21 protein-coding genes are annotated in these 24,656 nt (G+C 65.8%); 8 read left to right on the plus strand and 13 right to left on the minus strand.

What is annotated here, in order from left to right:
* Positions 1-22 precede the first annotated feature (22 nt).
* The gene (locus IB243_RS00295) at positions 23-2,455 is read left to right on the plus strand and encodes a DUF1631 family protein (protein ID WP_192424199.1); all 2,433 of its coding nucleotides are present in this window, start codon (positions 23-25) and stop codon (positions 2,453-2,455) included.
* Positions 2,456-2,566: 111 nt separating this feature from the next.
* On the opposite strand, the gene IB243_RS00300 is transcribed toward IB243_RS00295, so the two are convergent.
* The 10 genes from IB243_RS00300 to IB243_RS00350 all read right to left on the minus strand — a co-directional run bounded on the left by IB243_RS00300 (position 2,567) and on the right by IB243_RS00350 (position 12,084).
* Complete coding sequence (locus IB243_RS00300) at positions 2,567-3,889, minus strand: TAXI family TRAP transporter solute-binding subunit (RefSeq protein WP_192424200.1); 1,323 nt, start codon at positions 3,887-3,889, stop codon at positions 2,567-2,569.
* A gap of 133 nt (positions 3,890-4,022) precedes the next feature.
* Complete coding sequence (locus tag IB243_RS00305; protein WP_225584647.1) at positions 4,023-4,541, minus strand: EF-hand domain-containing protein; 519 nt, start codon at positions 4,539-4,541, stop codon at positions 4,023-4,025.
* Positions 4,542-4,564: 23 nt separating this feature from the next.
* Positions 4,565-5,365, minus strand: a complete 801-nt coding sequence (locus IB243_RS00310) for a lectin (RefSeq protein WP_192424202.1) — start codon at positions 5,363-5,365, stop codon at positions 4,565-4,567.
* Between the two features lie 182 nt (positions 5,366-5,547).
* Positions 5,548-6,555 carry a P1 family peptidase gene (locus tag IB243_RS00315; RefSeq protein ID WP_192424203.1) on the minus strand — a complete coding sequence of 336 codons (1,008 nt, stop codon included), beginning with the start codon at positions 6,553-6,555 and terminating at the stop codon, positions 5,548-5,550.
* A gap of 77 nt (positions 6,556-6,632) precedes the next feature.
* The gene (locus IB243_RS00320; protein WP_370540284.1) at positions 6,633-6,998 is read right to left on the minus strand and encodes a copper-binding protein; all 366 of its coding nucleotides are present in this window, start codon (positions 6,996-6,998) and stop codon (positions 6,633-6,635) included.
* Complete coding sequence (locus IB243_RS00325; protein WP_192424204.1) at positions 6,995-7,504, minus strand: DUF411 domain-containing protein; 510 nt, start codon at positions 7,502-7,504, stop codon at positions 6,995-6,997. Before IB243_RS00325 ends, IB243_RS00320 begins: the two co-directional genes overlap by 4 nt.
* Positions 7,505-7,661: 157 nt before the next feature.
* Positions 7,662-8,153, minus strand: coding sequence for a plastocyanin/azurin family copper-binding protein (locus IB243_RS00330; RefSeq protein WP_192424206.1), 492 nt, complete (start codon positions 8,151-8,153; stop codon positions 7,662-7,664).
* Between the two features lie 21 nt (positions 8,154-8,174).
* Positions 8,175-9,569 carry a multicopper oxidase family protein gene (locus IB243_RS00335; protein WP_192424208.1) on the minus strand — a complete coding sequence of 465 codons (1,395 nt, stop codon included), beginning with the start codon at positions 9,567-9,569 and terminating at the stop codon, positions 8,175-8,177.
* 1 nt (position 9,570) lies between these two features.
* Complete coding sequence (locus IB243_RS00340; protein WP_192424210.1) at positions 9,571-11,037, minus strand: TolC family protein; 1,467 nt, start codon at positions 11,035-11,037, stop codon at positions 9,571-9,573.
* Positions 11,038-11,589: 552 nt separating this feature from the next.
* Positions 11,590-12,084, minus strand: coding sequence for a hypothetical protein (locus tag IB243_RS00350; protein WP_192424214.1), 495 nt, complete (start codon positions 12,082-12,084; stop codon positions 11,590-11,592).
* A 368-nt stretch (positions 12,085-12,452) separates the two neighbouring features.
* On the opposite strand from IB243_RS00350, the gene IB243_RS00355 reads away from it, so the two are divergent.
* Positions 12,453-16,025, plus strand: a complete 3,573-nt coding sequence (locus IB243_RS00355; RefSeq protein WP_192424217.1) for an EAL domain-containing protein — start codon at positions 12,453-12,455, stop codon at positions 16,023-16,025.
* Positions 16,026-16,032: 7 nt separating this feature from the next.
* Here IB243_RS00355 and IB243_RS00360 read toward each other — a convergent pair whose 3' ends face one another.
* The gene (locus IB243_RS00360) at positions 16,033-16,692 is read right to left on the minus strand and encodes a YitT family protein (protein WP_192424219.1); all 660 of its coding nucleotides are present in this window, start codon (positions 16,690-16,692) and stop codon (positions 16,033-16,035) included.
* A 309-nt stretch (positions 16,693-17,001) separates the two neighbouring features.
* Here IB243_RS00360 and IB243_RS00365 point away from each other — a divergent pair, with 309 nt between their 5' ends.
* The 4 genes from IB243_RS00365 to IB243_RS00380 are packed head-to-tail and all read left to right on the plus strand — an operon-like array spanning position 17,002 to position 21,518.
* Entirely contained in the window at positions 17,002-17,853 is an 852-nt protein-coding gene (locus tag IB243_RS00365; RefSeq protein ID WP_225584648.1) for a DUF3348 family protein, read from the plus strand.
* Complete coding sequence (locus IB243_RS00370; protein WP_192424221.1) at positions 17,850-20,276, plus strand: DUF802 domain-containing protein; 2,427 nt, start codon at positions 17,850-17,852, stop codon at positions 20,274-20,276. The genes IB243_RS00365 and IB243_RS00370 overlap by 4 nt, the downstream gene beginning before the upstream one ends.
* Positions 20,273-20,932 carry an OmpA family protein gene (locus IB243_RS00375; protein WP_192424223.1) on the plus strand — a complete coding sequence of 220 codons (660 nt, stop codon included), beginning with the start codon at positions 20,273-20,275 and terminating at the stop codon, positions 20,930-20,932. The genes IB243_RS00370 and IB243_RS00375 overlap by 4 nt, the downstream gene beginning before the upstream one ends.
* Positions 20,925-21,518, plus strand: coding sequence for a DUF2894 domain-containing protein (locus IB243_RS00380; protein WP_192424225.1), 594 nt, complete (start codon positions 20,925-20,927; stop codon positions 21,516-21,518). Before IB243_RS00375 ends, IB243_RS00380 begins: the two co-directional genes overlap by 8 nt.
* Positions 21,519-21,556: 38 nt before the next feature.
* On the opposite strand, the gene IB243_RS27395 is transcribed toward IB243_RS00380, so the two are convergent.
* On the minus strand, positions 21,557-22,432 hold the full coding sequence (locus tag IB243_RS27395) for a DUF3703 domain-containing protein (RefSeq protein WP_192424227.1): 876 nt from the start codon (positions 22,430-22,432) through the stop codon (positions 21,557-21,559).
* Positions 22,433-22,435: 3 nt separating this feature from the next.
* Positions 22,436-23,098, minus strand: coding sequence for a cation transporter (locus tag IB243_RS00390; protein ID WP_010460960.1), 663 nt, complete (start codon positions 23,096-23,098; stop codon positions 22,436-22,438).
* Between the two features lie 69 nt (positions 23,099-23,167).
* Here IB243_RS00390 and IB243_RS00395 point away from each other — a divergent pair, with 69 nt between their 5' ends.
* The gene (locus IB243_RS00395; protein ID WP_192424229.1) at positions 23,168-23,629 is read left to right on the plus strand and encodes a Cd(II)/Pb(II)-responsive transcriptional regulator; all 462 of its coding nucleotides are present in this window, start codon (positions 23,168-23,170) and stop codon (positions 23,627-23,629) included.
* Between the two features lie 195 nt (positions 23,630-23,824).
* Entirely contained in the window at positions 23,825-24,625 is an 801-nt protein-coding gene (locus IB243_RS00400) for an ABC transporter permease (protein ID WP_010460964.1), read from the plus strand.
* Positions 24,626-24,656: the final 31 nt, after the last annotated feature.

Here is a 24,656-nt window from a genome sequence, read left to right on the forward strand (position 1 = left end):
GTCCGATCGATTCCTCCCCACCATGTCCCAGTCCGCTTCTCGTTCGAGAACTGTTTTTCGCGCCTGTGTCGTCAACGCCGTGCGTGGGGGCGAGGCGTTGATGCAGGAGCTGGTCAAGGTTACTCAAGGGGCCTTGACCGGTGAGGAGTCTGTCGTCCGCAATATCCAGCAGCGCAATCTGGTCAGCGACAGCTTGAGGTTTCTGAACCAGCACGAAGCGGCGTTGGTCAAGGGCTATCCCATGGCGCTGCTGGAGATCTTTGCCGAAGGTCCGTCTACGGCCAAAGGCCGCAGTTCGGCCGAAGACACTGGCATGGACTTTGGCGAGCTCTCGCTCATGGATGAGAACGAGATGCAGGCGCAGGTGGAGCTCTCCAAGGCGCAGCAGTCGGCGCTGCATGCCACCGATGCAGTGCTCGCAGAACTCAATACCCTGGTGAGTTCCGCACAGGGGCTGCGCAGTGTGCAGCCCGAGCGCAATCCACTGCGTCCCGAAAGCTATATCCGCGCCCTTCAGCAGGTTGTTGGCGATACCGGTGTGTCGCCGGAAGTGCGCCAGCTGTGGATGCAGCACATGCGTGACCTCCTGGGCAAGCTGCTGGTGGATGAATACAAGAAGACGGCGGCGAGCCTGCGCGAACACGGGGTGCAACCCGTGGGTTACGCCGTGCTGGGAACTCCCGCTGGCAATTCTGGCCGAGGCGGCGGCTATGGCGGCGCCGGCCCGAATACCGGTATGGGCACCGGCTATGGCGGCGGCTACTCAGGCTATGGCAACTCCATGGCTACGCCAATGGGTGACTATGGCACTACCGGGTACGGTCGGGGCGTCGGCCTGTCGACAGGCTGGAGCGGCGACTCCATGCAATCGCAGATGGGGCCTGGCGCAGCTGCAGAAGAAGCACTGCTGACGGTGGGAATTCTGCGCCAGATGTTGGCAGGCGGCGATCCCTTTGACCCGCGTGCATATGGTGCCATGCCATCACAGCCGGTAGCGCTGCAGCCCGTCTGGGTGGCTCCCGCTGGCGCGGGCGGCGCGCAAGCGGCGGCCCATGGTGGCTATCTTCCTGCGGGGGCTGCTGCAGAAGCCATCGAGGACATGGCCCAGCTCGAACGCCTGGTGGGCAGGCTGGCCAGTGGCAGCCAGGCGGCTTCGCTGTCGGCACCTTTGACGGGGTGGCGGGGACCGGGCGTGGCCCCCGTGGTTTACGCCGCGATGCCGATGGAGGCGGCCACCCAGTCACCGGCGATGGCCATGGAAGTGGTCGGCCGCATGATGCAGAACATTGCCCAGGATGCCCGCCTGTTGCCGCCCGTGCAGCAGGCCGTGAAAAGCCTTGAGCCCGCGCTCAAGCAACTGGTGTCACACGACGGGCGGTTTTTCACCGATGGATCTCATCCTGCACGTCGTTTGCTCGACGAACTGACGCAGCGCAGCCTGGCCTTCACTGCCGAGTCCACACCAGGGTTCAGCCGCTTCATGCGACTGGTCCAAGGGGCGGTGGATCACCTGACCGCCAACGAAATCAAGGATGCAGGGCCTTTCGATACCGTACTCAAGGCCCTGCAGTCTGCCTGGGAGACCCAGGAACAGAAGATCAAAGCCCATCAGGAGGCGCAGCAAAAAGCCCTGTTGCAGGCGGAGCAGCGGGAAATGCTGGCCGAAAAAACGGCGGCAGACATCCGCAGGTTGCCAGACCTGGAGAGTGTCCCTGCCGACGTGCTCGATTTTGCTGCCGGCCCCTGGGCCGACGTGATCGCTTTGGCGCAGGTGTTGAAGGGGGGCGATGGCCAGGACGAAGATCCCGGGGGTTACCTGGCGCTGGTGCCGGTGCTGCTGTGGAGCTCACAACCCGACCTGACCCGCCAGGAGCCAGATCGCCTGAACGAGGCCATCCCCGGCCTTCTGGCCAAACTGCGCAAGGGGCTCAAGACCATCAACTACCCCGCAGTTCAAACCAGCGCGTTTCTGCAGCGGCTGGTGGGATTGCACCAGTCGGCCTTTGAAAAGCCTGCCCCTGCGCCAGTGCCGGTGCCACAGCCAGAGCCCGAGGTGGTGGTCGAAGCCGCACCTGCAGAAGCACCATCTTCCGCTGCTGCCCCTGAAGACAGCGCCCAGGTGCCCGTGGATGCACCGGATCCCTATGCTGATTTTGTGATTGGCGCGTGGGTCGAGCTGGTCACCAATGGCAGGGTCGTGCGCACGCAACTCACCTGGGCAAGCCCGCACGGCACGTTGTTCCTTTTCACCGCACTCGATGCAAGCACGCAATCCATGACCCGGCGCATGCGAGATAAGCTGGCTGCGGATGGCTCCTTGCGGGTGGTTCCGGCTGTGCCCACGACAGCCCGTGTTCTGGACGCTGTTGCAGCAGGATCATCCCGGAAGGCGGCCAGCGGCGCTCCTTCCTCCAAAGTGGCCTCGCTGGGCTCCAAGTCTTCCAAGACCCGCTAGTGCGGGCGCCCTCCAGGCGTTCCGAAATCACGTTGACGGTTCGCACCACCTGCTGTCCCGTAGAAAAGAGGCGCTCAATCCACCGATGCGCCTTGGTGCGCCCAGGTGCACTCAGCTGCGGAGCAACTTTTTGCGCACCAGGTGGATGTGATTGCGCAGCGCGTACAGCTCGTCTGCGTAGGACAACGGTACGCTCACCTTTTCGGCCTGTGCCTCCAGTGCATTGAGGGCCTTGAGCAGTTCTGCGGAATCTGCCTTGCCAGCCTCCATGTCGTTTTCAATCTCACGAAGCCGGCCGTACCAGCGGAAAACGCGTGATCGCACCCTGAACTGGTACAGCGGTGGCACGACGCGCGACAGTGGCAGCATGATCGCCAGCAGGATGCCCAGCACCAGCCACATGCGCTCGATCAGGTTTGCCATCCAGAACGGCAGGTAGCGCTGCAGCATCGGCACCGGCTCGTTCATGGCCCGGTCGCCTTCCTTGGCCATTGGCAGCTCGCTGTTGCGTGAGTTGGGGAACTCCCGGGCCCGGTTGAACCAACCCGATCCGCCATGCAGCTTCTGCGCGTTTTGCGCAAACAGCGTGAGCAGGGCCGGATGTGTGGCATCGCGTGCCAGCAGCGAGGTGGTGGATGCCACCAGCCGCACATCCCGTGTGGGCACGTTGGCGGCCAGATCCACCACGCCGCGAGGCAGCGTGACGGGCGTCAGGAACGGAAAGCGCCGTGCATAGGCCTCGTGCTGTGCAAAGTCCAGCAACTGTACGCCGGGTGTCTGCAGCAGCATCTGCACCATCAGTGACTCCGGGGCCGATGCAAACACCAGCGCATCGAGCTTGCCTGCCAGAAAATCCACGGTGGCGGGCGTCTGCTCCAGTCGGAACATCTGCACGGAGCCTGGCGACACCTTGTTGGCGTCGAGCAGGCGCTCCATCAATTTGGGCACGCCGCTGCCGTCCGAGCCTACATTGACCCGCCAGCCACGCAGCTGCCGCAGGCTGTCGATGCGCGGTGTGTTGTACGCACGTTCGGCGGAATCCGTGCGGTAAAACAGCCACACGGGTTCTACAAAGAGGCTGCCCAGGGATACCAGCTGGTCGGCGTCATCGGGCTGCAATTCGGCTGTGCCTCCCTGCACAAACGCCACATCGGCCTTGCCTTCCCGCAGTAACTGGAGATTGTGCGAAGAGCCGTCGCTGGGCAGTAGCCGCACTTCGATGCCGTCCACGGCCAGCGCTTTCTGGTACCGCTTGCCAAATTCCTCGTAGGCGCTTTGCGCCGGGCCCGTGGCCAGTGTCACGGTTTTTGGCGGATTGGGGTTGAGCCACCAGTAAGCCAGCACCAGCAAACCTACTGCCAGAAATGCGAGAGGACCGGCTGACACGATCAGATCGCGCAGAGAAAGCAGTGTGTTGCGGAAAGCCTGAGACATGGGACGGGTGTTGAATGTCGGATGGAGCAAACCCGGGCCTCGGCGACCGCGCCGAGACCAGTGTGTTTGCTCATGCTGTGGTGGTGTGCGTTTCCGGCCAATGCGGCCAGGAACGAAAAAAATGGCTCCAGGCCTATGGGTTGCTGCTGCGCCGCTGGCGCTCGTAGGCCACGCATTCCTGTAGGGAGAGCTGATCGTTCTGGTCCGCATCTGCCGCCTCAAAATAGGCCATGCGGGTCTCCACCACCTCCTTGAACGACAGCTTGCCATCGCCGTCCTTGTCAATGGCGGCAAGCCGCCTCAGGCGACCTTTGCCCATGCGTGGCACCTGGGCCAGGTCGGCGAGCTTGACATAGCCAGTCGCATCGGGCGAGAGGCTGTGCCAGCTTTGCACGATGTCCTGATGAAACTCTTCCAACGACACACTTCCATCGTGGTTCAGGTCGGCAGACGAGCAGATCGCCTGGAGCCGGTCGGTGCGCGAGGGGCGCGCCGGTTTCTGGCTGGCTGCAGTCGCGGCTTTGGGTGGAGATGTGGGCGAGGACACTGGAGCGTCTGCCGCCTGGGCGGCTGTGGTGAGCCCCAGGGTGAAGGCGCCTGCCACGGCAGCGCCGCAAAGCAGGTGCATGGCGCGCAGAGCATGCTGGGTCATTGTCTTGATCATCATTGGACCCCCTACCACCACCAGCGCTGGCTGGGGCTGCGGTTGCATGACCACACCATGGTGGGCGCCCCTTGGCGGACCCGGCCATCCTCCACATCCAGGCATTTTCCATTGAGTTGGCTCACGATCTGCCCGCCGCGGGTCGTCCAGCTCTGGCTGCGCGATCCCGAGCATGACCACAGGACCACCCGCGCGCCGTCGCGTGGATCGCCCCGGTCCACATCCACGCACAGGTCCCGCACGCGGATTTCGCCACCACGGCCTACGCTGAAACGCTGGGATACCGTGCCATTGCAGTCGTACACCTGCAGGGCGGTGCCGGGACGGATATTGCCCTTGGTCACGTCCAGGCACAGGCGGCCATCGACGCGGATTTCACCGCCCCTGCCACCGCCATCGCTGGGATAGTCCGGGTAGTCGGGGCGCCGGTCGTCGTCGTGCCGATTGTGGTTGGCCAGCAGTGCGATGCCCGCAATGGCCGCCACCGCCGCCACTGCCGCACCCGCATTGGAGCCGCCGCTGTGGTTGCCCGATGCATAGCTGCGGGTGATCTGGAAGCGGCCGCCGCAACCCCCGTTGGTCCACAGTTCCCGATTGGTCAGGTCATAGCCCCAAGTGCGGTTGAAACGGCATGCGCCCTGTGTCTGTGCGCTCAGGTCCACCTGGGTGGTGTCGTCCGGCAGGCGGTAGGACGTGTAGCCGCCGTTGGACTGCAGGTCCACAAACTGGTCCTGGGCCAGCGCCGTCTGGGCGCTCAGGAGCAAAGGCAGACACAACAACCAGCTGTGCCGCAAACGGGTCCGATTTTTCATGGATTCTCCTTGTCGCGATAGGTAGATGGGCAAGAGGCATCGGGTGTCGGCTGCCCTGCGCGCTGTGCCACAGAAGTGGTCGATCGAAGCCCTTGTGGTCCGAGTTTTCCCTCTGTGTCTGCATCATATGGGCTCGTTGCTGGCGCGACCGAGACCCTCTGGCTGGCCCCCGAGGTTGCTGTTTACCCCAACTCTCCGGCCCACGGCAAGTACAAACCTTCTGCCGTGGTGATCGAGCGGGCCGCCCGCGCTGCACGTGCCGTGGCAATCGCTGTGGCTTCGGCAGCCATGGTGGCCAGCACCATCATGCCCAGGGTCTTGCCCGCGCGGCCGGTACCCAGGCTGAACAGGGTGTCGCCGTCGGACATGGTGTGCACAGGGTTGATGCTGCGGGCCAGGCCGTCGTGGGCTGCCACCGCCAGGCGGTGGGCCTGCACCTTGGTGATGACAGCATCGGTGGCCACCACGCCGATGGTGGTGTTGGTGCCCGCCAGCAGGGGCTGGGGCGGGTCGCCGCGCAGCAGAGCGCGGCGCGTGTCGCGCAAACGCAGGCCGTCGTCGGTGCGGGCGCCTGCAATCACCTGCGCGGTGTCGGGGTCGATCACGTCGCCCAGGGCATTGCAGGCGATAAGTGCGCCCACGGTGATGCCATCCACCGTGACGGATGCGGTGCCAATGCCTCCCTTCATCGCACGTTGGATGCCGAAGATCTTGCCCAACGCCGCACCGGTGCCAGCGCCCACATTGCCTTCGGCCGGGTCGGCGGTGGATGCCGCATCGCACGCCGCGTAGCCCGCAGCGGCATCGGGGCGGATGCGCATGTCCCCCACCAGCAGGTCAAACAGTACGGCGGCGGGCACGATGGGCAGGCGGCCCACGGCCACGTCAAAACCCACGCCGCGCTCTTCCAGCCAGCGCACGGCACCCGTGGCGGCATCCAGCCCCCAGGCGCTGCCCCCGGCCAGCATGATGGCGTGCACCTTGTCCACCAGGTTGGAGGGATCGAGCAAATCTGTCTCGCGCGTGCCCGGCGCGGCGCCACGCACGTCCACACCGGCCACGGCGCCCTCTCGGGTGATGATGACGGTGCAGCCCGTGGGGCGGCGGGTTTCGGTGAAGTGGCCCACCTCGATGCCCGCCACGCGGGTGATGCTGCCAGCGTCGCCAGCCAGAACGTGTTGAGAACTCATGGCCGGTGATTATGGTGCCCGGGCGCCGTGCTGGGATTGCTTCGCGTCAGGGGTTCCACTGCTTGGCAGGCCGAGTTTCAAGGCGCCTTTTCGATCCGTGTCACCTGGTAGGCGCCGCTGACCTGTTCTGCGCGAAAGCGCACCTTGTCACCCGGCTTCAGTTCGCCCACCACGCCCGCGTCCTGAACGCGAAACACCATGGTCATGGGGGGCATGTCCAGGTTCTTGAGCTCGCCGTGGCGTAGCGTGACCCGCAGGGTGCGGGGGTCCCAGCGGGTGATTTCACCCTCGCTCAACGGGCTGGATTCTGTCGCAACGGCGGGAGCTGCGGTGGTCGCTGGGGCGGCAGGCTGGGCCAGGGCCGTGGTGGAGGCTCCGGCCAGCAGCAGGAGGGCCAGCACTGGGGCGGCGGGAGTTAAGAGGGGTGATGCCTTTTTCATCATGACGTGGCCTTGGGTTTGCTGGAAGTGTTGTAGCTTTTGAAGATGCGGGTGCTGCCGTCGCGGGCCACCAGCAGCACGTCGTAGGGGTCGCGCCGGTCGCCATACACGGCGCCGTCCATGCCGGGGGAGCCGACAGGCATGCCCGGCACCGCCAGGCCCAGGGCCTTGGGTTTCTGTTGCAGCAGGGCGCGCACGTCGCTGGCGGGCACATGGCCTTCGACCACATAGCCGCCGACGAGGGCGGTGTGGCACGAGCCCAGCTCTTGCGGCAGGCCCAGGCGTGCGCGCACGGCGTTGTTGCCGATAGCGTGCGCCTTCACGGCAAAACCATTGGCTTGCATATGGTCCACCCAGTCCTGGCAACAGCCGCAGTTGGGGTCTTTCCACACCTCCAGCGGTGTGGGGGCTGCGGCCGTCGCTGCAAAGGGCAGGGCGCTTGCGGCCAGCAAGGTCACGCTAGTGGTCAGCCACGTGCGGCGGCTGCTTGTTGTTGTCGGGTATGTCATGAATGCCTTTCTTTGCTCTTTGATGTCTTTGTGGTTCACGGCTCTGTGGTCCGTCCCCAGCCGGTGGAAACCGGCATGGCTCCTGCCAGTGCCTCCGTGGAACGGGCTTTGCCAGGCCACCGGTGGCGTCCCCCTCAGGGGGAAGGCGCGCAGCGACTCAGGGGGGGCTCACCGTGATCGTGCCGGTCATGCCGGCCTGGTAGTGACCGGGGATCAGGCAGGCAAAGTCAAAACTCCCTGCGCGGTTGAAGTGCCACACGATGTCGCCGGTCTTGCCTGCCGCCACGTGGGCCATATAGGGCTCGTCGTGTTCCATGCCGGGGTGCTTCGCCATCATCTTGGCATGCTGCTCCAGCTCGGCCTTGGTGCCGATCACGATCTCGTGCAGCACCTTGCCCTTGTTGGTGGCGCGCAGCCGCATGGTGTCGCCCTCGCGCACTTCGATGTGATTCGGCGCAAAGCGCATGTCGTCGGTCATGCGGACGGTGATGGTGCGGCGCACAGCCTTGGCGTCGCCCGCAATTCCCCAGTCCTTTTGCTCCTTGACCACAGGGCTATTCGACGCGGTGTGATGGGTGTTTTCATGGCCAAAAGAGGTGCTGGCGCTTATCCATAAAGCGCAAGCAGCTATCAATTTAATAGTTTTCATGGTGTGTGCTGATGTGAAGGTTCAGTGCTGGTGGCCGCTGGCAGCGGGCTTGCGGGCATTGGCGGCGCCGGGTGCAGTGCCCGGGGTGTCAGCGCGCGCAGGGCGTGGCGTGCTGGCGGGGGTGCCCTGCCATTCGTAGGCCACCGTGCCCGCAGGTTGCTTGAAATCACCGGGGTCGCGGTAATCGCCCGCACGCTGGTCGGCCCGCACCTTGAGCGTGGTGAACATGCCGCCCATCTCCAGCGGGCCAAAAGGGCCGGTGCCGGTCATCATCGGGAAGGTGTTGTCGGGCAGTGGCATCTCCATGGCGCCCATGTCGGCCATGCCGCGCTCGCCCATCACCATGTAGTCGGGCACGATCTTCTGGATCTTGCCCACCAGCCCGCGGTGGTCCACGCCGATCATGGTGGGCACGTCGTGCCCCATGGCGCCCATGGTGTGGTGGCTCTTGTGGCAGTGCAGGGCCCAGTCGCCCAGCTCGTCGGCAATGAACTCGACCTGCCGCATCTGGCCCACGGCCACGTCGGTGGTCACCTCCGGCCAGCGCGCGCTTTTGGGCACAGGGCCTCCGTCGGTTCCCGTCACTTCAAACTCGTGCCCGTGCAGGTGGATAGGGTGGTTCGTCATGGTGAGGTTGCCGATGCGCATGCGCACACGCTCGCCCTGGCGGGCCACCAGCGGGCTGATGGCGGGGAACACGCGGCTGTTCCAGCACCAGATGTTGTGGTCCAGCATGGTGTTGACCTTGGGGGTCTTGCTGCCGGGTTCCACATCAAAGGCGTTGAGCAAAAAGGCGTAGTCGCGCTGCACCTTGGCAATCTGGGGGGGCGTTGCCCCCTTGCCCACATTCGGGTGGGTGATCCACAGGCCCATCATGCCCATGGCCATCTGCACCATCTCGTCGGCATGCGGGTGGTACATGAAGGTACCGGGGCGGCGCGCCACAAATTCATACACAAAGGTCTTGCCCGGTTGGATGGCAGGCTGGGTGAGCCCGCCCACGCCGTCCATGCCGTTGGGCAGGCGCTGGCCGTGCCAGTGGATGGTGGTGTGCTCGGGCAGGCGGTTGGTGACGAAGATGCGCACGCGGTCGCCTTCGACCACCTCGATGGTGGGGCCGGGGCTTTGGCCGTTGTAGCCCCACATGTTGACCAGGAAGCCGGGCGCCACCTCGCGCACCACGGGCTCGGCCACCAGGTGGAATTCCTTGACGCCTGCATTCATGCGCCAAGGGGCGGTCCAGCCGTTCAGGGTGACCACGGGGTGGTAGGGGCGGCCCGTGGGCGGGTGCAGCGGCGGCGCGGTGTCGGCGCTGGTCTGCATGGCGGGCTCGGGCAGCGCGGCCAGGGCCACGCGGCTCACGGAAGCAGCGGCCACGGCCGTGGCGGCGCCGGAGAAGAAATTGCGGCGGTTCATGTCAATGGCCTTGTGGGGTGGAGGAGGCTGCTGCGCCCGATGTGAGGCCCTGCAGGGCGCCCGGCGATGTGCCGGTGAGGGCCAATTGCAGGTCGGTTTCGGCCAGCCAGAAGTCGCGCTGTGCTTCGATGGCGTTGGCCACGGCCTGGGTGCTGTTGCGCGCTTCGGCCAGCATGTCCCACACGCTGGTCAGCATGCCGTTGTAGCGCAGGGTGGTCTCGTCGCTGATGAGCTGGCGCAGGGGCACGACCTCGGCCTGCTGCTGGCGCGCCAGGTCGAGCGCGGTGCGGTAGGTGAGCCAGGCGGCGCGTACCTCGCTGCGGGCGCGTACGGCGGTGTCTTGCAGCTGGGCGGCGCTTTGCTCCACCTCGGCATGCGCGCGAGTGCGGGCTGCGCCGCCCCAGTCGAACAGGGGCAGGGGCAGTTCGATCTCCCAGCCGCGTGTGGTGTCGCGGTGGCCACTTTCGCGCTCGGTGGCGGTGTTGCGGCTGTACGCCAGGCCGATGTCGCCAAACATGGCGCCTGCACGGCTCCAGCCCTGGCGGGTGGCCAGGGTGTCGAGTTGGCGGCGCGCCGCCTGCACATCCAGCCGTTCGCGCAGCGCGGTGGCCTCAATACCGTCTGCGGGCAAGGCGGTGGTGGGCAGTGGCGGCAGCTGGTTGGCCAGCTGGTATTGCGTCTGCAGCCCCCACACGCCCATGCGGCGGTTGAGCTGTTCGCGTTCGGTGGCTGCGGCCAGGCGGGAGCGGGCGCGCTGGCGGGTGGCCTCTTGCAGCACGGCCTGTTCGCGGGCCTGCTGCAGGCGGCTCCAGTTGCCCACCTGCACCATGCGGCGGGCCAGCTCGGCCCCGGCCTCTGCGGCTTCGACCATACGGTCGTGCGTGGCAGCCACCTGCTCGGTGGCCACGGCCCGCACCCAGGCGCGGCGGGTATCGGCGGCGAGTGACACCACGTCTTGCGCGGCTTGCAGCGTGGCGATCTGCAGGCGCTCGGCCTGGCGTGCGGTGCGCCAGGGCAGGGTGATGAGGTCCAGCAGGCCGAAGGCCAGGGTGCGCTCGATTTCGCGCTCATGGCCGTTCGTGAATCGCCCCAGCGCAAGCTGCGGGTTGGGCAGGGTGATGGCCTGCACGCGCTCGGCATCGGCCACACCCAGTGCGGCCAGGCGGGCTTGCAGGCCGGGGTTGTTGAGCAGGGCAATACGCACGGCTGCGTCCTGCGTGAGGGGTTGGGCCAGCCAGCCATCAACAGACTGCTGGGCTTGCTCACGGGCATCCGTATGGGTGGCAGGCAGGGCAGCTTCGATGCCTGCGGTGCGACCTGCGGTGAGTGCGGCCACGTCGCTGCGCAGACCGTCGGGGGAAACGCTGGCGCAGCCTGCCAGCACCACTGCCGCGCCCAGCAGAGACAGACGCAGGGGACGGTGTAGCGGCCTGCTGCCCGGTGCGACAAGGCATTGCAATGTGTTCATGGCTTGCTCCCTGCTTCCGAGGGGTGGTGCGGGGGATTTCCGGGCTTGCCACCTCGGACCTCATGGCTGCCGTGGTGGTCTTGATGCGCATGACCTGGCATGGCCCTGCGCGGTATGCCTGCGGTGGGCGGCTTGGTGCCTTCGCGGGTTTCCCACGCCAGGATGTCGGCATGGCCGCGCGGGAAGGCCGCGACGGATTCATTGGCTTCGTGCCAGGTGTGGGGCGAAGGCTTGGAATCGGCCTGAGGAACAGGCAATGCCACCGGCGGGTGAATCAGCCGGGCCGTAGGTGCCGTGGGATTTGCGGAGTCAGTCCCGATGACCAGACGGCTTGCTTGATTGGGGGCCTGGGCCAACGAGGGCAGGGGTGAAAGCGCAGGCGTCAGCAGCGCAAGGCATGCAGCTCTCCGCCGCAATGACAATAAGAAAGGTGAGACAGGGGCGCGCACGGCGATCTCCAGACAACGAACGAACAGGACATGGCGTTGCGGCCTGAAAGCCCCTTGGTCGAGGGGGTTCAGGCGACGGCAGACGCACTTCGGGCGTCGGAGATCAGGCGATGGGTGGTTTGATGGCCAGCGCTGCAGGGGCACTGTCAAACTGCGCGGCGGCCAGGGGCTGCGGGGCCGCTGTGGAGAGGTGGGTTGGTGTCAGCGCGGCAGGCGCGTCCAGCATGGAAGAGTGGCAGATTTCGCAAGCCGAGCAGGCTGCGGAGTGGTGGTCGTGGGCGGTGCAACCTTCCACGCTGCCATCGCACGGGGACGCTGCCGCAGCGTGCTCGGCATGGTCATGGTCATGGTCATGGTCCGAAGCGGGTGTATGTCCACTGTCCGGTATTCCCGCATCCATGGCCAGTGTGGACTGGAGAGTTCCCTGCATGGGTGGGGTGGCGTGTGCCTCGCCAGGGACTGGGTGGTGGCTGTGTTCTTGCGACTGCAGCACCTCGATGGGCTGTAGAGGAGGCAATACCCCGGCGGCCATGGCGGAGCCAGCAAGGCCTCTGAGGACCAGCACCACCATCAACATGACATACAAGCCGCGACGCATACCTCCATGATACGGCGGCAGGCGACAAGGTTCCCTGCAGGTTGTCTACCCCGCGTCTGACGGCATTGCCCACGTCGCTGGGCACTCCGGGCAAATAGGGAGGCGGGCTGGGGCAGATCGGCTTACGATGTAACAATGCGTTAGGTGCACCCCTTGGCCCGGTGGTGCACCGGTATGACTGTGTAGGGCTGGATGGCCAGCGTAGCTCTCTGCGGTCGGTGGTGTGCGGCCTCTGGTGGTCCCCCGCGTTGCTTTTCTTGCCCATGGCTCAGTGATAGGGTGCAAAAAATGACGCCTTGTGGCCACCCCATCCGCGCTGCCGCTGGTGTGGGAGGGTTGTTCAGGCCATCCCAAGACGAAAGGTCGGTATGCCTTCCTGGCTGGTGGGAACCTGGAGTACGTTGTCTGCGCGTATCCGCTGGCTGGTCCTGGTGGCGACGCTGCCTGCTGTGCTGCTCGCGGTCTACCAGGCGCGGGCGCACCGCATGGACGCCATTGCCGCTGCCGAAAATCAAGCCTTGAGCACGTTGCGGGCCGTGGCAGCCAGCCAGCAGCGCCTGATACAGAGCACGCGCGATTTCCTGCAAAAACTCGCCGCCATGCCCCAGGTGCACCGGCCGGGTGACCCGGATTGCGGAAAGTACCTGGCCGAGGTGCTCTCGCTCAACGCCACTTACGTGAACATCGGCGTGCCGCAGGCCAATGGGGAACTGCTGTGCAATGCGCGGCCGCTGAAGGCCCCCGTGAACGTGGCGAACCGGCCTTATTTTCAGCATGCCATCACCGCCCGGGAGTTTTCGGTCGGGGCTTTTCAGATCGACCGGGCTGCCCAGGTGGCCAGCGTCAATTTCGCGGTCCCGGTCATTCCACCGGGTGGCCAGGAGGTGGTGGGTGCCGCAGTGGCCGTGGTGTCGCTCGAGTGGTGGAGCCTACGGCTCGCAGACCTGAGCCTGCCCCCAGGTGCCGTGGCGCGTGTGACGGACCCCGATGGGCGCGTGGTGGCGCGTTTTCCGCCCGATGCGGGTGAGCTGGGAACCCAGTTGGCCGATGCCGATTTCAGTGCCGCGCTGCAACGCTCTGCCGAAGGGGTTTTGCAGCGCAGCAATGCCGCAGGCTCGCACCAGCTGATGGTGTTCCAGCCCCTGATCGAGTCGGGGGGGAAAACGGTGGCCACCATGAGCCTGACCGTGCCCTTGGACCAGCTCTACGCCACCGCCAACCGCAACATGTGGACCGAGGTGGCTTTTTTGCTGGCGGGCCTTGCGCTGTCCTTCCTGTTGGCCCAGCAGGGTGTGCGGCGTGGGGTGATGAAGCCGTTGCGGCGCCTGCTGGCTGCTACGGACGAACTGGCCCAGGGCCACTATGCGCCGCAGGCCCCGGCGACCGGCTTGGCAGAGCTGACCGAGCTGGGCCGGCGTTTTGACCGCATGGCGCTCACCCGCCAAAGTGCCGAGGCACAGTTGCGCGAAAGCGAGGAAAATCTGGCCATCACCCTGCATTCCATTGGCGACGGGGTGGTGGCCACGGATGCGCAGGGCTTCGTCACGCGCATGAATGCGGTGGCCGAGCGCCTGACGGGCTGGCCGTTGCCCGAAGCGCGTGGCAAGCCGCTGACCGACGTGTTTCGCATCGTCAATGCCAGCACGCGGGCACCCGTGGTCGACCCGGTGCGGATGGTGGTGGCCAAGGGCGAGGTGGTGGGGCTGAGCAACCACACCACCTTGCTCGCACGGGACGGGGCGGAGTACCAGATCGCCGACAGTGCGGCGCCCATTCGCAACGCACAAGGACAGATTGTGGGTGTTGTGCTGGTGTTCAGCGATGTGTCGGAGTCGTACCGGGTGCGCAAGCAGCTGGAGGACAACGAAGCGCGCTTTCGCACCCTGACCGTCCTGTCGTCTGACTGGTACTGGGAGCAGGATGCCCAGTTCCGCCTGACCCATGTGGACGGTAGCGACAAGGACCGCTTGCTGCAGGAGGCGGCGGTGCACATGGGCAAGACGCGTTGGGAGCTGGCGGCGCCTGGGGTGAGCGAAGCGCGCTGGAAAGAGCACCGCGAACTGCTCGAGCGCCACCAGGAGTTCCGCGATTTCGAGTTTCAGCGCAAGGACCTTTCCGGCCGGCTTCACTGGTTATCGGTGAGCGGCACGCCCATCTTTGACCTGAGCGGCACATTCTGCGGTTACCGGGGTGTGGGCAAAGACATCACGGCGCGCAAGCGCGATGAAAACGAATTGCGCATTGCCGCCATTGCTTTCGAGTCGCAGGAAGGCATGGTCGTGACCGACCGCGAAACCGTCATCTTGCGCACCAATCGGGCGTTCGCCAAGATCACAGGCTACAGCGCCGAAGAAGCGGTGGGCAAGCGCTCCAGCTTGCTCGCCTCCGGCCACCATGACAAGGTTTTTTTCGATGCCATGTGGGACAGCCTCGCAAGCACCGGTGAATGGAAGGGGGAGATATGGAACCGCTGCAGAAGTGGCGAAGTCAACCTGCACTTCATGAGCATTACCGCCGTCACCGATGGCGGAGGCGAAGTCACGCACTATGTTGGCACGCTGAGTGATATCACCCAAAGCGCCCAGGCTGCGCGCGAGATCGAGCACCTGGCCTTCTACGACCCGCTGACGCACCTGCCCAACCGCCGCCTGATGCTGGACCGCCTGCAGCAGGCGTTTGCCACCAGCGCGCGCACCGGCCTGCACGGTGCGCTGTTGTGCCTGGACCTGGACCATTTCAAGACCTTGAACGACACACTGGGCCACGACATGGGCGACGTGCTGCTGCAGCAGGTTGCGCAGCGGCTGGCGGGTTGCGTGCGCGAAGGCGATACCGTGGCCCGCCTGGGGGGGGATGAGTTTCTGGTGCTGCTGGAAGATCTGGATGAACTTGCCACCGATGCCGCAGAGCAGACCCAGAATGTGTCCGAGAAGATACTGGCCGCGCTGAACCAGCCCTATCAGCTGGCGTTGCACCATGTGCACAGCACAACCAGCGTGGGGGCGGTGCTGTTCAGCGGCCAGAGCCAGACGGTGGAAGACGTTGTCAAGCATGCCGACCTGGCCATGTATGCCGCCAAGACAGCGGGGCGCAATGCGATCCGCTTTTTTGACCCCATGATGCAGGCTGCCATCTCGGCCCGCGCGGCATTGGAGAATGACCTGCGTACGGCGCTGGCGGACGGGCAATTTCTGCTGCACTACCAGATCCAGGTGGGATGTGGTGCACGCCCCGTGGGAGCCGAGGCACTCATCCGCTGGAGGCACCCGCAGCGTGGCATGGTGTCGCCTTGTGAGTTCATTCCGCTGGCCGAAGAGACGGGGCTGATCCTGCCCATTGGCCTGTGGGTGCTGCAAACTGCCTGTGCCCAGTTGCGCCGTTGGCAGGGCAACCCCGACATGGAGCAGCTGCAGTTGTCCGTGAATGTGAGCGCGCGGCAGTTCCGCCAGCCCGACTTTATGGAACAGGTCCGCACCGTGTTGCTGCAAACCGGCGCACGGCCCGACCGCTTGAAGCTGGAGCTGACGGAAAGCCTGGCGCTGGACAACGTGGATGACACCATTGCCAAGATGAGCGCACTGCGTGCACTGGGCCTGAGTTTTTCGCTGGATGACTTTGGGACGGGTCAGTCATCGCTGTCCTACCTCACGCGCCTGCCACTGGACCAGCTCAAGATCGACCAGAGCTTTGTGCGCAACATTGGCATCCAGCACACTGATGCGCTGATCGTGCAGACCATCATCGGCATGGCGCAGAGCCTAGGCATCGATGTGATCGCCGAAGGCGTAGAGACGGACGCGCAGCGGGCGTTTCTGGAGCGGCACGGTTGCATGCTCTGGCAAGGTTATCTGTTCAGTCGACCCGTGCCGATCGAGGAACTGGAGCAGTACCTTCTTGCAAGGGCAAAACCTCGGCCTGATGTCAGCACTGGGGTCGGTTGAGTCCGGCTCACACCGCCATGTAGCGCCCGGGCCGGTGGTTCATCGCCAGGACCAGGTTGAGCGCCACGGCCCCGGCGATGGACCAGGCAACGCGCAAGGGTTCCACCGTCCACAGCGCCAGCAGCACGATGCAGCAGTCCACCGCCATCTGGACCTTGCCCGCGCGCCATCCGTACCGGTCTTGCAGGTAGAGCGCAGCAATTCCCACGCCGCCCAGACTGCAGCGGTGGCGGAATAACACCAGAAACCCCGTGCCTGTGATCAGACCCCCTGCGATGGCTGCGTACAAGGGTTGCAATTGCGCAAACTGCAGCAGCTGCGACTGAAGTTCGGTCAGCAGCGACAAAAGCAGGACGGCAATAAAGGTCTTCACCGTGAATGCCCGTCCCAGCTTGCGCAAGGCCAGCCAGTAGAAAGGCAGGTTCAACACAAAGAAAATCTTGCCAAAGCCGATGCCGGTGGCGTAGTGCAGCAGGAAAGCAAGGCCTGCCGTCCCGCCGGTCAGCAGACCAGCGCTGGTGAAAAAAGCCACACCCACGGAAATCAGCAGTACACCTGTGAAGATGGCCACCGCGTCTTCCGTGTGTGTGTGTGGAATGGCCACAGGGGCTACGCCAAGCGCGGGGTTTGGGGCAGCGGGGGCGGAAATGGCGGGCGGGGTGGACATGGTGACAACAGGCGGGCAGGGCGATGGCGCATGCGCCAAGGAGGGAGCGCGAAGTCCATTGAACCATGCAAACTCCGTGCCGGACTTGTCCGCCGTCAAGAAGGCGAGGAATCCGCAGGGCGTTCTCCCCAAGGGCAACCCCCCGAAATGCCCTTTGTCGGTGGTGCCTTTCACTAGCTGCAGATGTAACACCTGCAACGCAGGGCGCCGTGGGGCGGAGTCGGCGGCGTTCCTGCGAAAATAGTCGGCTTTGCCCATTGCGGGGAGCTGCTCCCTGAAACCTGTGCCTGCCTCAAGGACGCAGCTGCAATGGGATGGCCCAGACCGATGTACCAGCACCACCGACTCAACAGCTCCAGACTTGTTCTCCTGCTCCAGCAATGGGCGCAGGCGCACAGCGGGCCGGTGCGCCTGGATGTGGCGGAGCAGCTGAGCCAATGGCTGAGCACGGTGGATGCGGTCAAGCTCAGCCGGGCGCTGCACGCCCTGGAGGCCAGCCAAATCCCGTCCGCATCGGTGGGGCTCGGCGCCGGGGCGGTCGATGTCCGCGCCCTGCAAGCCAGCCTTCAGACCGCCAGGGCCGACTTGACGGACCTGGCCACGGCCAAGGCAGCTCCTTCCAAACCCGTGCGCGAGCGTGCCGACAACACCCCAATAGACGGCCCCGACCCCGAAGCAGGTGCAGATTTCGCAGCCCACGCAGGGCGCTATCTGGCGCTGCAAAAGCAGATGGACACCAAGCTGGGAGCCTTGCGCGCGCAGATGCGGCAGATCCTGTCGGCAGGGCCTGCAGATTTGCGGCGGCTGGCCGCGCTGGATGCTGTCATGGAGCAGATGTTGGGTGCGCGCGAGCAAAGGCTGTGGGCGTCGCTGCCCGGCCATCTGGAGCGGCGTATGACCCATTTGCGCGCAGCCCACCAGCAGCAGCTGGCGGCCGCAGGGCGCGACGATGAGCCGCAGCGCTGGGCGCTGCCCGGTGGGTGGCTGTTTGCCTTCGAGCAGGACCTGCGGACGCTGCTTCTGGCCGAAATGCAGGTGAGGTTGGAGCCTCTGACAGGGTTGCTGGAGGCGGCCCAAAGCCATGAACACCATCCCAGCACCCCCCACCGCCCCCCTAAAACCAACATGAGCCCGGAACAGGTAACAGGAATGATCGAATGAACAAGAGTGTGATGGCCGCCATCTTTGCGGTGGGCTTGGCGGTGGTGGGCTGGGTGGGGTGGGGGTTTGTCGGGTCCAGCCCCCTGGCGCTCGCCATGACGGCCGTGATCGCCGTCGTCTACGTGCTGGGGGCCTATGAACTGATGCAGTTTCGGGCCGCGACTTCCTCACTGTCCATAGCGCTGGCTGGGCTGCCACAGCAGCCCCTGGAGAACCTGGGCGGCTGGCTGGAGCGCCTGCATCTGTCCCTGCGCAACCCGGTTCGCCAGCGGATCGATGGGGAGCGTGTGCCCCTGCCGGGGCCTGCGCTGGCGCCGTACCTGGTGGGGCTCCTGGTCATGCTGGGCATGCTCGGCACCTTTCTGGGCATGGTGGTGACCTTCAATGGCGCGGTGTTCGCGCTGGAGGCCTCGTCCAGCCTGGAGTCGATCCGGGCGGCGCTGGCGGCACCCATCAAGGGGCTGGGCCTGTCGTTTGGTACGTCGGTGGCGGGGGTGGCTTCGTCGGCCATGCTGGGGCTGATGTCGGCCCTGTGCCGCCGCGAGCGGCTGGTGGCATTGCGCATGCTCGATGCACGCATTGCCGGCGTGCTGCGCCCGTTTTCGGCGGCCCACCGGCGCCAGGAGATGTTCGAGGCCTTGCAGGCCCAGGCGCAGGCCATGCCGCTGATCGCGGAGCGCCTGCAGGGGCTGATGGAGGGGCTGGAGCACCGCCATGCGCAGTTGAATGGCCAACTGAAAGACCAGCAGCAGGTGTTTCACCGCGAGGCGGCGGCGGCCTACACCCAGCTGGCCACCAGCGTGGGGGCATCCCTGCACGACAGCCTGGGCGCCAGCGCCCGCATGGCGGGTGAGACGATCCGCCCGGTGGTGGAACAGGCCATGGCAACGTTGGCGCAAGAGGCCGAGCGCACGCACCAGCGGCTGCGCGAGGCCACCGGCGCACAGATACACGCCCTCACGGCCCAATGGGAAGGCACAGCTCGCCAAGTGGCTGACACCTGGACGGAGGCCCTGCACCGCCATGCGCAGACGCAGGACCAGCAGGCGGTGCAGCTGGGCAGCGCGCTGCAGTCCATCACGCAGACGCTGGACCAGCGCACCACGGCGCTGGTGGCCACGTTGCAAGAGACGGTGGCCCAATCGCAGGCGGCGCAGCTGGCAGCCGACCAGCAGCGCCTTGCAGGCTGGAGCCAGTCCATGGAAGGAATGGCCAGCGCATTGGCGGAGCAATGGCGGCTTGCGGGTGAACAAACGGCGCAGCAGCAACGGGGCGTCTGCCAGGCGCTGGAAGGCGCTGCCACCCAGCTCGACCAGTCACTGCAGACGGTGTCGCAGGCCTTCGAGCAGCGCACCACGGCGCTGCTGGCCTCCTTGCAGGAGACGGTGGAGAAATCACAGGCGGACGAGGCGACGGCTGACCAGCAGCGCCTTGCGGGCTGGACCCGGTCCATGGAGGGCATGGCGAGCACGCTCGCGCAGCAATGGCAGCGTGTGGGCGAACAAACGGTGCAGCAGCAGCGCGGCGTGTGCCAGGCGCTGGAGGGCGCTGCGGCGCAGCTCACCGAGCGCATGACCGAGCAGGTCCACCAGGCCCTGGGCGGTGCCGCCCGGTTGATGGACCATTCGGACGCACTGTTGCACACGCGCATCGAGGCCGAAGCCCAATGGGCGGAAACCCAGTCCCAGCGCATGGATGCGTTGGCGGGCGTGTGGCGCACGGAGTTGGTGGCACTGCGGGATGCAGAGGCGGCACGCGGTCAGGCTGCTGTAGAGCGGCTCGATGCGCTGCAGGCCGCCGTGGCCGGACACCTGGCCACGCTGGGGTCTGCGCTGGAAGCCCCGCTCACGCGATTGCTGCAGACGGCTTCGGATGTGCCGCAGGCTGCTGCCGAGGTGATCACCCAACTGCGCCAGGAGATGACCCACCTGAGCGAACGCGACAACGCGGCCCTGACAGAACGCACGGCCATGATGGAACAGCTGGGTGTGCTGCTCCATTCGGTGAACGAAGCCGCCGGGCAGCAGCGTGCGGCCATTGAATCGCTGGTGGGGTCTGCGGCCTCGGTGCTGGAGCAGGCCGGGCAGGAGTTTTCCCAGGCGCTTGGCGCGCAGGCGGGCAAGGTGGACGAAGTTTCGGCGCACGTGGCAGCCAGCGCGGTGGAGCTGTCCAGCCTGGGTGAGTCCTTTGGACACGGCGTGGGGCTGTTCACGGCCAGCAACGAGAAGCTGATGGACAGCCTGCAGCGCATCGAAGGTGCCATTGGCCAGTCGATGAGCCGCAGCGATGAGCAGCTTGCCTACTACGTGGCGCAGGCCCGTGAGGTGATCGACCTGAGCATTGCCTCGCAGCAGGGCATCGTGGAAGACCTGCGCCGCCTCAATGGGCAAATGGCCGCTGCGGTGCAGGGGGTTGCTGCGTGACCGGCTTGGACGACACGCTGGACGATGCGACCGAGCAAACTGCCCCGGTGTGGGCTGTGTTTGGCGACCTCATGGCGGGCCTGCTGGGCGTGTTTGTGCTGATTCTGGTGGGTGTGCTGGTGGTGCAGATCGACTTGGTGGCCAGCCTCAAGCAGGAAGTGGAAAAGCGGCAGATGGAAGAAAAGCGCCGGATGGCGCTGGAAAAAGCGCTGGCGATTCCGCTGGCCAGCGGGCGGGTGACGGTCAACGAAGGCCGCATTGGCATCAGCGGCAGCGTGCTGTTTGCGGCAGGCTCTGCCGAGTTGCGCCCTGAAGGCCGGCAACTGCTCCAAAGCCTGGTGCAGCCGCTGCAGGTGTACCTGCGCGAACGCGACGAGATGCTGATGGTGAGTGGCTTTACCGACAACACCACGCTGCTGCAAGGGCGCCACCAGCGTTTTTCCGACAACCTGGAACTGTCGGCCCAGCGTGCGTTGACCGTCACGCGCGCCCTGATCGAAGAGGACATGCCCTCGTCCCAGGTGTTTGCCGCGGCCTTTGGTGCTGAGCAGCCGGTGGCGGACAACGCCGACGAAAAGGGGCGGGCACAGAACCGCCGTGTGGAGATGGCCCCTGTACCCCGCGCTGCGCAAGGCAAGCCCGTCCGCAATGAGTGAGCCAACCCTGGAGTCCCTGCGGGCAGAAGGCGCGCAGCACCACGACCCGGTGCGCTTTCGGTACCTGGAGGTGCTGGCCACACGCCTGCCTGCGCAGACAGAGGCTGTCCAGCAGGTGCTGGCAGGCAGATTGCAAACCGCCATGCGGGACTACGCCGGGCGTGCCCGGCCAGCTGCCCCCCGGCCACTGGCTGGTGCGGTGGTGGCCGGGATGCCATCCCCTCTGGCGCAGCTGAACCGCGATCTGAGTGCCCGCGCCCAGGCCGATGCAGACAGCGTACTGGTGGGTGGTGGCGCCAGCGTGTCGGACATGAAGAGCGTGCGCCGCTTCAGTGAAGTCTGGTCCAAAATTTCTGCAGAACAGCAGGTGGCCCAGGCCTTCACGCGTGGGCCGGAAAACGCAGGGCCGCTGAATGCGCACCGGCTCATGCTGCGCTCCCTGGCCCTGATGCGGACCCTGTCACCCGACTACTTGCGGCATTTTTTGTCGCAGATGGACAGCCTGTTGTGGCTGGAGCAGGCCGCCGCGAAGCCAGCCAGGGCGCCTCTCAAGCCGGGTCGCTCGGGTCGCTCCTCCAAACTCTGAGTGCACAGGCTGCGACCGGGGTACGCGGCGCGCAGTTTTCAGACGCCGTGGTCGTCCGGCTGCACGGGGTGGATCGCCGTTTCCTCCAGCGCCTGGTCCATGAGCACAGTGACTTCAGCCGCAGGCACCATGGGCCGGAAAGCACTCACATGGGACCGCCCGATGTTGCCCAACGGCAACCGTGCCAGCAGGTGGCCCAGGGGCACCAGGGCCAGCCGCATGAGCTGGCCGGTGGCCTCGCGCGCATCCCCCCGAGCCAGGGCATAACGCAGCATCGCAGTGTGTGACCGCCAGTGCAGCGGCAACGATGTCTGCCCCAGCACATGGGCCGCCTCCAGCCAGCGCCAGCGCTGGGCGGGGGGTACTTCGGGCTGGTGCGCAAAGCCGGCCAGCAGGTGGTCGAACGCGGCGCGCCTGTGCAGCGCGGTGGGGTTGGTGCCCCCTGCGGCGTGCTGGGCGGCCAACTGGCGCCAGCGCCTTTGGCGGTGCCGGTAGAACATCTGGGCAAACAGGGCGCTCAACGGTGTCATCAGCCAGGGCAGGTGGCGTGCAACCACCTCGATGTCGTCCGTGTACAGCGTACGACCATCGGGCAGGGGCTGCAGGGTGATGCGGTGGTCCCAGCGGCGCATGAGCACGCCTTCTCCGTTGTCGCGCAGCGTGGGCCAGCCGCCCATTTGTGCAGGCGGCTCGATGGAGATCCGCACGGTCTGGGGGCCCATGGGCAATACGCCGAGTAACCGCATGTGCAGCGCCAGCTCGCCGGGCGCCCAGTGCGTGGGCCATTCCTTGCCCCGCGCTGGCCGGAACCGGATAAGCGGTGCGGTGATATGGCGGAACACGGCGGTGCTTTGCAGCTGGGCAGCCACCCATTCAGGCGGCGCGCTCAAGGGGGTAGACAGGTGCACGCGCATGGATCAGCGCCCCTGAGGTTGCGGTTGGGCAGCGGAGCCGGCCAGCTCGTGCCGCGCCTGGCGAATCACGCTCAAGCCCCCGCTGATGGCCAGGCCCGCCATGACGGCGGCCACCGCCAGATCGGGCCAGGCAGTGCCTGTGCCCAACACCCCCAGGGCCGCACCCATCACCGCCAGATTGCCCAAGGCATCGTTGCGGGTGCACAGCCACACGCCGCGCATGTTGGCGTCGCCCTCCCGGTAGGCATAGAGCAGGGCGGCCACGCCCAGGTTGGCCGCCAGCGCCAGGAGGCCCACGCCACCCATGGTGAAGGGCTCGGGCGGTGTGCCTTGCCACGCACCCCAGGCCACGCGCCCGATCACGAACACGCCAAACGCCAGCATGCTGGCCCCCTTGACCAGGGCAGCGCGCGCGCGCCAGGTGAGGGCCATGGCAAGCACCCAGAGCGACAGGCCGTAGTTGGCGGCATCCCCCAGAAAGTCGATGGCGTCAGCCAGCAGCGATGCCGAGCCCGAGCGGGTGCCCGCCCCCAGCTCCACCACAAACATGGCGGCGTTGACGACCAGCGCGATCCACAGGATGCGGCGGTAGCGCGGGTCGGCGGTGGCAGGGGCGCCATGCTGATGGCCGTTGGCGCCGTGGTCGTGGTGGCAGTGGGCAGACATGAGTTCTTCTCCGGTTCTTTGAAAGCAATGGCATGATTGGAAACCTTAAAGTCACTTGAAGGTCAAGCCATGGATCAAAACGTTGTGCAGTTCCGCATTGGCGAGGCCGCCCTGCAGTCCGGGGTGTCGGCTGCCAATATCCGCTACTACGAGAAGGAGGGGCTGCTGCCTCTCGGAGCGCGGGGCGACAACAGCTACCGTCTGTACAGCGGCGCGGATGTGCACCAGCTGCGTTTTATCCGCCTGTGCCGCGCCATGGACATGTCGCTGCATGAAGTGCGCACCTTGCTGGCACTGGACTGGAGCCGCAAGGAAGACTGCGACGCTGCGCGCGATACGCTGGATGACCATTTGCAGCATGTGCGTGCCCGTCTGGCAGAGCTGCAGACGCTGGAGGCCGACCTGCTGGCGTTGCGCAACCGCTGCGATGGGTCGGATGACCACTGCCACATCATCGAAGCCCTGCATGCGCGCGCGGATGCGCAGCCCGCCATGCCTTCAGCCACCGCTGCGGGAAAGCGGCATGTGTAGCCCGGTGTGCCGTCGGCGCTTGCCGCCACCAGTTTTCGCGAGGATGTGAGGAGCTGTTTCCTCTGCATCCAAGAATGCTATTTAAATAATAGCTGTCTGCGCTTATCTATCAAGCGCTAGAGCGAAAAAACATGCAAAAATGCCATGACGACCCACCGTGAACGCTTGCTGTGAGTGCGCCGCTATGATCCGGCCATGATTTCGCGCTTGCCCGGCCTCTCCCTGCCCGAACGTGTGTGGAACACCGCGCGGCGCTGGGCGGTCGCCTGGTGGCGCATCCTGTACCTCGGAGCTGTGGTGCTGGTGCTGGTGCTGTCGCCGTCCAGCTATGGCAAGGGCACGCGCAGGGCGCTGGCGCGCCATCTTTACCTCGACACCGCCCCGGTGCTGCTCGGCTTTACGGTGCTGGCAGCGCTGCTCAGCCTGGTGCTCACGCGCATCGTGGTGGTCACGGCGCTCAGCTATGGCCTGTCGCGCTATGCGCTGGAGATGGTGATCCGCGTGCTGGTGCTGGAGCTGATCCCGCTCACGGCGGCGCTGTTTGTGGCCATGCGCTGCACCATCCCCAATGGCTCGCAAATCACGCGCCTGCGGCAGACCGGCCGGTTCGACACGCTGCGCGCCCATGGCTCGGACCCTGTGCGCATCGAGCTTCTGCCCCGCGTGATCGCTGGCGTGTTCGCCTGCATCACGCTCGCCGCGCTCAGCTGCGTGGTGGCCCTGGTGCTGGCGTACCTGGGGGTGTATGGTTTCAACCTGGCGGGGCTGCCCAGCTACACCCGCATGTTTGGCCAGGTGTTCACGCCCAGCGTGACGATGGTGTTCGCTCTCAAGACGGTGTTCTTCAGCCTGGCCGTGGCGCTCATCCCTATGGCGGCGGGCCTGTACGACACGGGCGACCGCACACAGCCCGATTCGGAATTGGGCGGCCTGGCCCGCATGTTTGCCGTGCTGCTGATGATCGAGGTGGCCTCGCTCATGGGCAACTATTACTGACCGATGTCTGCTGACACCCGACCACCCCACC

Origin of the sequence: Acidovorax sp. ACV01 (assembly GCF_014851495.1) — a bacterium.
Classification (GTDB): Bacteria; Pseudomonadota; Gammaproteobacteria; order Burkholderiales; family Burkholderiaceae_C; genus Acidovorax; species Acidovorax radicis.

Excerpts from the sequence above, each read along its gene's own strand:
- IB243_RS00295 (WP_192424199.1), top strand. The coding sequence starts at position 23 with ATGTCCCAGTCCGCTTCTCGTTCGAGAACTGTTTTTCGCGCCTGTGTC.
- IB243_RS00300 (WP_192424200.1), bottom strand. The coding sequence starts at position 3,889 with ATGTCTCAGGCTTTCCGCAACACACTGCTTTCTCTGCGCGATCTGATC.
- IB243_RS00305 (WP_225584647.1), bottom strand. The coding sequence starts at position 4,541 with ATGACCCAGCATGCTCTGCGCGCCATGCACCTGCTTTGCGGCGCTGCC.
- IB243_RS00310 (WP_192424202.1), bottom strand. The coding sequence starts at position 5,365 with ATGAAAAATCGGACCCGTTTGCGGCACAGCTGGTTGTTGTGTCTGCCT.
- IB243_RS00315 (WP_192424203.1), bottom strand. The coding sequence starts at position 6,555 with ATGAGTTCTCAACACGTTCTGGCTGGCGACGCTGGCAGCATCACCCGC.
- IB243_RS00320 (WP_370540284.1), bottom strand. The coding sequence starts at position 6,998 with ATGATGAAAAAGGCATCACCCCTCTTAACTCCCGCCGCCCCAGTGCTG.
- IB243_RS00325 (WP_192424204.1), bottom strand. The coding sequence starts at position 7,504 with ATGACATACCCGACAACAACAAGCAGCCGCCGCACGTGGCTGACCACT.
- IB243_RS00330 (WP_192424206.1), bottom strand. The coding sequence starts at position 8,153 with ATGAAAACTATTAAATTGATAGCTGCTTGCGCTTTATGGATAAGCGCC.
- IB243_RS00335 (WP_192424208.1), bottom strand. The coding sequence starts at position 9,569 with ATGAACCGCCGCAATTTCTTCTCCGGCGCCGCCACGGCCGTGGCCGCT.
- IB243_RS00340 (WP_192424210.1), bottom strand. The coding sequence starts at position 11,037 with ATGAACACATTGCAATGCCTTGTCGCACCGGGCAGCAGGCCGCTACAC.
- IB243_RS00350 (WP_192424214.1), bottom strand. The coding sequence starts at position 12,084 with ATGCGTCGCGGCTTGTATGTCATGTTGATGGTGGTGCTGGTCCTCAGA.
- IB243_RS00355 (WP_192424217.1), top strand. The coding sequence starts at position 12,453 with ATGCCTTCCTGGCTGGTGGGAACCTGGAGTACGTTGTCTGCGCGTATC.
- IB243_RS00360 (WP_192424219.1), bottom strand. The coding sequence starts at position 16,692 with ATGTCCACCCCGCCCGCCATTTCCGCCCCCGCTGCCCCAAACCCCGCG.
- IB243_RS00365 (WP_225584648.1), top strand. The coding sequence starts at position 17,002 with ATGGGATGGCCCAGACCGATGTACCAGCACCACCGACTCAACAGCTCC.
- IB243_RS00370 (WP_192424221.1), top strand. The coding sequence starts at position 17,850 with ATGAACAAGAGTGTGATGGCCGCCATCTTTGCGGTGGGCTTGGCGGTG.
- IB243_RS00380 (WP_192424225.1), top strand. The coding sequence starts at position 20,925 with ATGAGTGAGCCAACCCTGGAGTCCCTGCGGGCAGAAGGCGCGCAGCAC.
- IB243_RS27395 (WP_192424227.1), bottom strand. The coding sequence starts at position 22,432 with ATGCGCGTGCACCTGTCTACCCCCTTGAGCGCGCCGCCTGAATGGGTG.
- IB243_RS00390 (WP_010460960.1), bottom strand. The coding sequence starts at position 23,098 with ATGTCTGCCCACTGCCACCACGACCACGGCGCCAACGGCCATCAGCAT.
- IB243_RS00395 (WP_192424229.1), top strand. The coding sequence starts at position 23,168 with ATGGATCAAAACGTTGTGCAGTTCCGCATTGGCGAGGCCGCCCTGCAG.
- IB243_RS00400 (WP_010460964.1), top strand. The coding sequence starts at position 23,825 with ATGATTTCGCGCTTGCCCGGCCTCTCCCTGCCCGAACGTGTGTGGAAC.